At 70.8% G+C, this 7860-nt stretch carries 7 protein-coding genes; 4 read left to right on the top strand and 3 right to left on the bottom strand.

The window, feature by feature from the left end; translation table 11 throughout:
• Both AB0I16_RS35510 and AB0I16_RS35515 read left to right on the top strand, forming a co-directional pair.
• Positions 1-171: sigma-70 family RNA polymerase sigma factor (locus AB0I16_RS35510; protein WP_363253735.1), on the top strand; the 171-nt coding region annotated here is incomplete at its 5' end.
• Between the two features lie 246 nt (positions 172-417).
• Complete coding sequence (locus AB0I16_RS35515; RefSeq protein WP_363253814.1) at positions 418-1239, top strand: SigB/SigF/SigG family RNA polymerase sigma factor; 822 nt, start codon at positions 418-420, stop codon at positions 1237-1239.
• A 27-nt stretch (positions 1240-1266) separates the two neighbouring features.
• Here the strand turns inward: AB0I16_RS35515 and AB0I16_RS35520 are convergent, their stop codons facing one another.
• Entirely contained in the window at positions 1267-2037 is a 771-nt protein-coding gene (locus AB0I16_RS35520) for a response regulator (protein WP_363253815.1), read from the bottom strand.
• 114 nt (positions 2038-2151) lie between these two features.
• Between AB0I16_RS35520 and AB0I16_RS35525 the strand changes: the two genes are divergently transcribed.
• Positions 2152-3771 (top strand): ATP-binding protein, encoded by a 1620-nt coding sequence (locus AB0I16_RS35525; protein WP_363253816.1) that lies wholly within the window; start codon positions 2152-2154, stop codon positions 3769-3771.
• On the opposite strand, the gene AB0I16_RS35530 is transcribed toward AB0I16_RS35525, so the two are convergent.
• Both AB0I16_RS35530 and AB0I16_RS35535 read right to left on the bottom strand, forming a co-directional pair.
• Positions 3768-4088 carry an ANTAR domain-containing protein gene (locus tag AB0I16_RS35530; protein WP_363253817.1) on the bottom strand — a complete coding sequence of 107 codons (321 nt, stop codon included), beginning with the start codon at positions 4086-4088 and terminating at the stop codon, positions 3768-3770. The two genes, AB0I16_RS35525 and AB0I16_RS35530, sit on opposite strands and share 4 nt — an antisense overlap.
• An 86-nt stretch (positions 4089-4174) precedes the next feature.
• Positions 4175-4564: a VOC family protein gene (locus AB0I16_RS35535; RefSeq protein ID WP_363253818.1), complete on the bottom strand. Its 390-nt coding sequence runs from the start codon at positions 4562-4564 to the stop codon at positions 4175-4177.
• A gap of 269 nt (positions 4565-4833) precedes the next feature.
• Between AB0I16_RS35535 and AB0I16_RS35540 the strand changes: the two genes are divergently transcribed.
• Complete coding sequence (locus tag AB0I16_RS35540; RefSeq protein ID WP_363253819.1) at positions 4834-7785, top strand: family 16 glycoside hydrolase; 2952 nt, start codon at positions 4834-4836, stop codon at positions 7783-7785.
• Positions 7786-7860 lie beyond the last annotated feature (75 nt).

Below are 7860 nucleotides of genomic sequence, written 5' to 3' on the forward strand. Positions count from 1 at the left end.
GCCGACCTCGACGAACGCGAACGCACCCTCATCCACCTCCGCTTCGTCGAAGAGCAGACCCAACAGCAGATCGCCGACCAGCTCGGCTGCTCCCAAATGCACGTCTCCCGCCTCCTCACCCGCACCGTCACCAAACTCCGCACCGGCCTCATGGACCGCGACGAGGCATAGGGCTTGACCCGTGTGCACCACGCCGCGGCGCCTTCGGGCGACAGAGCCGTACGATCGGAGAAGTCCCGGAAGCGATATCGGTGGCCGGCCGTCCGTCGGTCCCGTCCATCGCGGACAAACGGCCTTTTGACGTGCTTGAGGACCAGGCACATCCGCGGGAGCGGACCCTTTTCGGGCCGTCCCTAGGTGTGCCCCGTCGCGCTCCCGTGCTGTTGATCACGACAGTTCCACGGGAAGGCCACGCACATGCCGACGAAGGCAGGACGTTCCCACCGCCGCCCGGACGCGCCGGACACCGCCGCCGACTTCGAGCGCCTCGCCGCCCTGCCCCCGGGCCCGGAGCGGCAGCGTCTCGCCACCCGGCTGGTCGAGGCGTGGCTGCCCATGGCGCGCAGGCTGGCCGGCAGGTTCCGCGACCGCGGCGAGCAGCTGGAGGACCTGGAGCAGGTCGCGGCCCTCGGCCTGGTCAAGGCCGTCGACCGCTACGACCCGGCGTACGGCCCCTTCGCCCCGTACGCCGTCCCCACGATCATCGGCGAGGTGAAGCGGCACTTCCGGGACCACGCCTGGCACGTCCATGTGCCCCGGCGCGTGCAGGAGCTGCGCGGCCAGGTGCGGGCCTGCATCCGCGAGCTCAGCACCGGTACGGGCCGCTTCCCCACGGTGGCGGAGATCGCCGAGCAGGGGCGGATGAGCGAGGAGGACGTGCTGGCCGGCCTGGAGGCCATCGAGAGCTTCCGGGCGCTGTCCCTGGACGCCCAGCTCGGCGCGGGCAGCGAGGAGGGCTCCGCGGCGCTCGCCGACACCCTCGGTCTGACCGAGCCGCGGTTCGACGCCGTGGTGGCGCGCGAGGCGGTCAAGCCGGGCCTTGCCCATCTGCCCGAGCGCGAGCGCCGCATCCTGTACCTGCGGTTCTTCCACGACATGACCCAGGCGCGCATCGGCGAGGAGCTCGGCATCTCGCAGATGCACGTCTCCCGGCTGCTCGCCCACGCGTGCCGGCGTGTGCGGGCCCATGTCGAACGCGACGACGGAGGCGGCCGGCACCCGGCGTCGGCCGCCGTCTGAGCGGGCGGCGTCGGGTGCCGGAACGGCTCAGGGGCGGGGCCGGGTGGCGGTGTCGAGGTAGAAGGCGTCGATGCTCTGCACGGCCAGCTCGAACTCCTCCAGGTTCACCGGCTTGGTCACGTAGGCGTTGGCGTGGCTGCTGTACGCGCCGTTCACGTCGTCGGGGGCGCTGGAGGTGGTGAGGACGACCACGGGGATGGTCTGGAGGTCGTCGTCGGACTTGAGGACCTTCAGCAGTTCCCGCCCGTTCATCCGCGGCATGTTCAGGTCCAGGACGATGAGGTCGGGCCGGGCGGTCTCCGGATCACGCAGGTGTTCGAGGGCGGCTACTCCGTCCGTGACCTGGACCAGGTTGCGCGCACCGCGCTCGCAGAGGGCTTCCTCGATGAGCATCGCGTCGGCGGCGTCGTCTTCGACGAGCAGGACGTCGAAGGGGCGGGCGGGGGTGGCGATCATCGGATGCTCCGTGGGTTTTTCGTTGGAGTAGTGGAAGAGCCCCGGCCAGCGGCGCCGGGCTCCTTGCCGGGTCAGGCCGCACGCGGCGCCGATCTGGGGGTATCCGGCACCCGCGTGGGCGGCTGCCACGGCCGCGTCACGCTGCAGCCGTTCGGTGGCCTGCCGCAGGTGGTCCAGTACGTGCAGCAGGGCGAGGGCCGGTGCCGGGTCGTCGGGTGCCCGGTGCGCAGGGGCTTCGAGCTGCTCGCGCAGGAGGCGCCGGGCGAGGTCGCCGGCCTCCGCGTCGGCGAGGGCGGCCATCTGCTGCGCAGTGGCTCGCAGCTGGAAGTTCTTGCCTGGCATGCTCGGCACTCTAGGTCCCGGGGCGGCCGGATGACAACAAATGTTGTCGAGCCTCTAGAGTGTCCTGGCCGCGCCTTCGCAGCGGCCGTCCGTTTCCCAGCAAGGAGTCCAGTGATGACCCGCGTCGAGAGACGAGCGCCCGCCCCCGGGCGCTTCCCGTGGACGACACGGCGGTGGCTCCGCGTGGGGGTGGCCGTGTCTCTGCTGATCCTGGTGCTGCTCGGCTCGACGGGGGCATGGGTGCTCGCGCGCACCGAGTCGCTCAGCACGGACCTCAGCGATGTGCGCTCCCCCGCCCTGACCACCGCCATCCGCCTTGAGTCCGCCATGCTCAACCAGGAGACCGGCATCCGCGGCTACGGGCTCACCGGCAACCCGGAGTTCCGTGCCCCCTACGACCGGGGGCTCGTCGAGCAGAGGGCGAGCATGAGGGAGCTCGCCGGGCTGCTCGACGGCGACCGCACCGGTCTCGAAGGCCTGAAGACCGTGCGGGAGGCCGTCGGGAAGTGGCAGGAGAGGATCGCCGTGCCGATCGCCGCCGCGCGGCCCGGCTCGCCCTCCCCGCTGGCCACCGAGCGGGCCGAGGAGGGCAAGACCTCCTTCGACCAGGTGCGGACCGCCCTGGACGACCAGCAGAGGACGCTGCGCGCCGAGCGTGCGAAGGCCAGGGCCGACCTGGTGGACACGATGGCCCTGCGCAACTGGGTGTTCGGCGCCATAGGTCTCGTCATACTGGCCCTCATCGCCGGCGTCTTCGAGGGCCTGCGGCGCGGCATCAACCGGCCGCTGGAGCGGCTCGGCTCGGACGCCCGCACCATCGCCGGCGGTGACTTCGACCATCCGATCACCCCGACGGGCCCCGCCGACCTGCGCCACCTCAGCGGTGAGATCGACCACATGCGCCGGCGTCTCGTACGGGAGCTGGACTTCAAGGAGCAGGCGCGGGTACGCCTGGACGCGCAGGCCGCCGACCTGCGGCGCTCCAACGCGGAGCTGGAGCAGTTCGCGTACGTGGCCTCCCACGACCTCCAGGAGCCGCTGCGCAAGGTCTCCAGCTTCACCCAGCTCCTGCAGCGGCGCTACGGCGGGCAGCTCGACGACCGGGCGGACCAGTACATCGACTTCGCGGTGGACGGGGCGAACCGCATGCAGGTCCTCATCAACGACCTGCTCGACTTCTCCCGGGTGGGCCGGCTCCACAACGACCAGCAGGACGTCGACCTCGACAAGGTCTTCGAGCGGACGCTGTCGGCGTTGAGCGTCGGCATCGAGGAGTCGGAGGCGGTCATCACCCACGACGCGCTGCCGACGCTGGTCGCCGACCCCACGCAGATGGGCATGCTCTGGCAGAACCTGATCGCCAACGCGGTCAAGTTCCGCAGGCCCGGAGTGGCGCCGAAGATCCACGTCACGGCGGTGCGCGAGGACGGGCTGTGGCGCTTCACCGTCACCGACAACGGCATCGGCATCCCCGAGGAGTTCGCGGAGAAGATCTTCGTGATCTTCCAGCGCCTGCACACCAAGGACGCCTATCCCGGCAGCGGCATCGGCCTGGCGATGTGCAAGAAGATCGTGGAGTTCCACGGGGGCACCATCGCCGTGGACCCCGAGTACCGCGAGGGCGCGCGCATCACGTTCACGCTGGCCGCCGAGCCGTCCGAGCACGCCGCCGACGTCCTGGCGTCCGTCCTGCCGGAGCCGGCTTCCCCCGCTGATCCGGACGAGAAGCCCTAGCGGCGGGGGCGCAGCCGGAGCTGGTGGGCCAGTTCGCCGCGGATGTCGGCGGGCAGCTCGCCGGACCCGGCCCACCGGACGAGCAGCGTGGCCACGTCCCGCAGCTTGGTGTTGGTGCGCTGGGAGATGGCGCGCAGGACGTTCCGCGCCTCGTCGGGGGTGAGCCGTCCCAGGACGACGAGGACGCCGATGGCGTAGTACGTCGTGGCGTGCGGGTGCGCCGGCGTGAGGGGCGGCGTGGTGGCCGCCGCGTGCTCGGCGGTCGTCGTCGGTCGCGGGTCCTGCGTCTTCGGCCACGCGGTCGCGTCAGTGCTCACCGTTGCCTCCGGGGTCTTCCGGGCTTCTGAGCGCCCGCGCCCATCCTGCCCGTGCCCGCCGGGCGGGGGGCGCAGCGACGCGGCGTTCAGTCGAGGTAGTGCGCGCGCCCCTCGTCGTCCATGCCGACCGGGCCCTCGGGGATGACGCAGAACTCGTTGCCCTCGGGGTCGGCCATCACCAGGAAGCCGCTGTCGGCGTACTCCTCCAGGCGGCGTCCGCCGAGGCTCTCGACGCGCCGCTGTCCGGCGGCGGGGTCGGGTGTGCTGACGTCGACGTGCATGCGGTTCTTGCCCGGCGTGGGCTCGGCGGTCCGCTGGAAGCCGAGGGCGAGGCCGTTCGCGCGCCGCAGCCATACGTAGGGGCCGGTGCGGCTTTCGATGGGCCTGTCGAGCAGGGCGGACCAGAACGCGGCGAGCCGCTCGGGGTCGGCGGCGTCGACGATGAGGGCGTTGATCCGCATCGGTGAGTGCGTCATGCCCCCGATCCTTCCCCGCGTCGGCGGGCGGGCCACGGCCGTGGTCGCTCCAGGGAGTTTTTCCTTTCTCTGGACAAAGTATGGACCTCTTCGGACAACCTCCCTACGCTGAGCCCCGCTTTGGCCACGGAAATCTGCGTAAGCCACGCCGGAATCAGCGGAACCACGCAGGAGGACAAGTGAAGCCACGCCCCGAGCCGATCCCCGGGCCGATCCCCGGGCGGCGCCGCCGCACGGCCCGAAGATCCACCGCCCTGTTGCTCACCGCCATGCTCGGCGGTGGACTCCTCGCGCCCGCCGCGGCCGCGAAGGACGACGGGAAGCCGTTCGCGGACCTGCCGCCGCAGGAACCCGGCGTCACCCTGCGGGTCTTCGACGTGCAGACGCCCCTCAAGAAGCTCTGCGACCTCAAGCCCGCCCAGACCCCCAACGTCGACAAGCTGATCCCGACCGCCGACTGGAAGTCCACCGAGGGCTTCGGGTTCAGCGACAACTTCGTCTCGCAGATCATCGGCAACCTGAACGTGCCCGAGGCGGGCACCTACGACTTCCGTCTGATCAGCGACGACGGCTCGCGGCTCTTCATCGGCGAGCAGCGGGTCATCGACCACGACGGACTGCACGGTGCCGAGCCCAAGGACGGCGGGATCACACTCAACGCCGGCCACCAGCCGCTGCGCATCGACCACTTCGACGCGGGCGGCGGGCAGCAGGTCACGCTCGAATGGAAGCCGCCGGGGGCGAGCGGGTTCACGACGGTGCCGAACTCGGTGCTCAGCACGGACGCCGATGTCGTACGGGTCACCGCGCCCGGCCGCAAGGAGTGCGAGGGGACCCACGACACCCCCGGTGACGGCCTCCCGCTCACCGAGGTCAACCCCGGGTACCGGCTGACCGACCTGCGCCCCAAGGGCTTCGAGCCCCAGGTCTCCGCGATGGACTGGCTGCCCGACGGCCGCCTCGCGATCTCCACCTGGGGCGGCAGCAACGAGAACAAGGGCGAGGTGTACCTGCTCGACCACGTCACCGGTGACACCGGCCCCGAGAAGGTCACGTACAAGAAGATCGCCGACGGGCTCAAGGAGCCGATGGGCATCAAGTACGTGGACGGCAAGCTGTACGTGTCGGAGAAACACCAGCTCACCGAGTTGAACGACACCGACGGCGACGACGTCACCGACGACAAGCGGAAGATCGCCGAGTGGCCGTACGGCAAGAACTTCCACGAGTTCGCCTTCGGACTGCTCTACGAGAAGGGCCACTTCTATCTGAACCTCTCCGTCGCCATCGACTACGGCGGCGCGACCACCGACCCGCAGCCCGCCAAGAACCGTGGCACGACCATCAAGGTCAACAAGGCGACCGGCAAGGTGAGTTACCTCGCGGGGGGCCTGCGCACCCCCAACGGCATCGGCCGCGGCCCGGACAACAACCTGTTCGTCGCGGACAACCAGGGCGGCTGGCTGCCCGCCTCCAAGCTGGTCCACATCGAGCAGGACCGCTTCTTCAACCACTACATGAACCCCGGCGGGCCCTACGACGACAAGCCCGTCACCAAGCCCGCGCTCTGGCTGCCGCAGAACGAGATCGCCAACTCCCCCAGCACCCCGATGCGGCTGAAGAAGGGCCCCTTCGCCGGGCAGATGGTCTTCGGTGACGTCACCTACGGCGGACTCCAGCGCGCGGACCTGGAGAAGGTCGACGGCGAGTACCAGGGCGCGGTGTTCCGCCACACCCAGGGCCTCGAAGCCGGCGTCTCGCGCATCAGCACCGGCCCCGACGGCGCGATCTACACCGGCGGCCTCGGCGCCGACGGCAACTGGGGACAGGCCGGCAAGCTCCGCTTCGGCCTGCAGAAGCTGACGCCCAACGGCAAGACCGCCTTCGACATCAGGACGATGCGCGCCACCCGCGACGGCTTCGAACTCACCTACACCAAGCCCCTGTCGCAGGAGACCGCCGACAAGCTGACCAAGGGCGCGTACTCCGTCGAGCAGTGGCGCTACGCGCCCACCCCCGCCTACGGCGGCCCGAAGGTCGACGAGGAGGCGCTGCCGGTCACCGCGGCGAAGCTCTCCTCCGACCGCAAGAAGGTGAAACTGACCATTCCCGGGCTCAGGAGCGACCGCGTCGTGCACGTCCGCTCGCCGCGCCCGTTCTCCTCCTCCACCCGCGAGCAGCTCTGGTCCACCGAGGCCTGGTACACGCTCAACGCCAAGCCGGGCCCCGACGACCCGAGCACCGCCTACGACGCCGAGTCGGCCCGGCTGTCCGGCGGCGCGGGCACCGACACCGAGCACGCCGGTCACACGGGCGCCGGCTTCGTCGACGGCCTCGGCGAGAAGGGCGCCGCGGTGACCTTCGACGTCGACGTGGCGAAGAAGGGCACCTACGACGTGGGCCTGCGCTACGCCAACGGCCCGCACCCCTCCCCCGGCACCAAGACGATCGGCGTCAGCGTCAACGGCGCCGCCGCCCGGCAGACCAGCCTGCCGTCGACCGGCGAGTGGAACCGCTGGAGCACCAGGACGGAACGCCTGACCCTGCGCAAGGGCCGCAACACGATCACCTACGGGGTGGGCGCCGATGACACCGGACACGTCAACCTCGACGCGATCGACGTCCGGCGCCCCGGCAGCCGCGTCGACCTCTTCTCCGGCGGCAGCATCTCCACGGCCTGGCAGCACACCGACGGCCGCAGCGCCGAGTGGCCGCACACCGCGGAGAAGTCCATGGAGGTCTGCTGCGGCGACCTGCGCACGAAGCAGCACTTCCAGGACTTCAGGCTGCACGTGGAGTTCCGGGTGCCGAAGCTCCCCGACGACGTCACGGGGCAGGACCGCGGCAACAGCGGCGTCTACCTCCAGGACCGGTACGAGGTGCAGATCCTCGACTCGTACGGCGTGAAGAAGCTCGCCGACAACGAGGCGGCGGCGATCTACCAGAAGAAGGCCGCCGACCGCAACGCCGCCAAGCCGCCCGAGACCTGGCAGACCTACGACATCACCTTCCGCGCCGCCCGTTTCGACGCGGACGGCGAGAAGACGTCGGACGCGCGGGTCACGGTCGTCTGGAACGGCGAGAAGGTCCACGACGACGTGGCCGTCGACGGCCCCACCGGCGCGGGTGCCCCCGAGTCGGCGGCGGCCGGTGCCATCCGCCTCCAGGACCACGGCAACAAGGTCCGCTACCGCGATGTGTGGGTGGAGCCGCTGTCCTGAGAGCGGCGCGGTGGCCCGGCTCCGTCCGGGAGCGGTTCGTCGAGGAGAACGAGTGATGCGTGACGCGGTGGCCGG

Origin of the sequence: Streptomyces sp. NPDC050703 (genome assembly GCF_040654435.1) — a bacterium.
In the GTDB taxonomy this organism is placed as follows: domain Bacteria; phylum Actinomycetota; class Actinomycetes; order Streptomycetales; family Streptomycetaceae; genus Streptomyces.